Here is a 215-nt window from a genome sequence, read left to right on the forward strand (position 1 = left end):
TGGGGCCTTAGCTCAGCTGGGAGAGCGCCTGCCTTGCACGCAGGAGGTCAGCGGTTCGATCCCGCTAGGCTCCACTTATTTTTATATTACTTATGGCGGTGTAGCTCAGCTGGCTAGAGCGTACGGTTCATACCCGTGAGGTCGGGGGTTCGATCCCCTCCGCCGCTACCATAAGGACCTTTAGCTCAGCTGGTTAGAGCAGACGGCTCATAACC

Annotated in this window: 2 tRNA genes; both read left to right on the top strand. The window is 57.2% G+C overall.

Annotation, left to right across the window (positions count from 1 at the left end):
* The first annotated feature begins 1 nt into the window (after position 1).
* A tRNA-Ala gene (locus tag JDS92_RS30625) sits at positions 2-74 on the top strand.
* 20 nt (positions 75-94) lie between these two features.
* Positions 95-171, top strand: a tRNA-Met gene (locus JDS92_RS30630).
* The last annotated feature ends 44 nt before the right edge of the window (positions 172-215 follow it).

Origin of the sequence: Bacillus cereus group sp. N12, from assembly GCF_016483575.1 — a bacterium.
Classification (GTDB): Bacteria; Bacillota; Bacilli; order Bacillales; family Bacillaceae_G; genus Bacillus_A; species Bacillus_A toyonensis.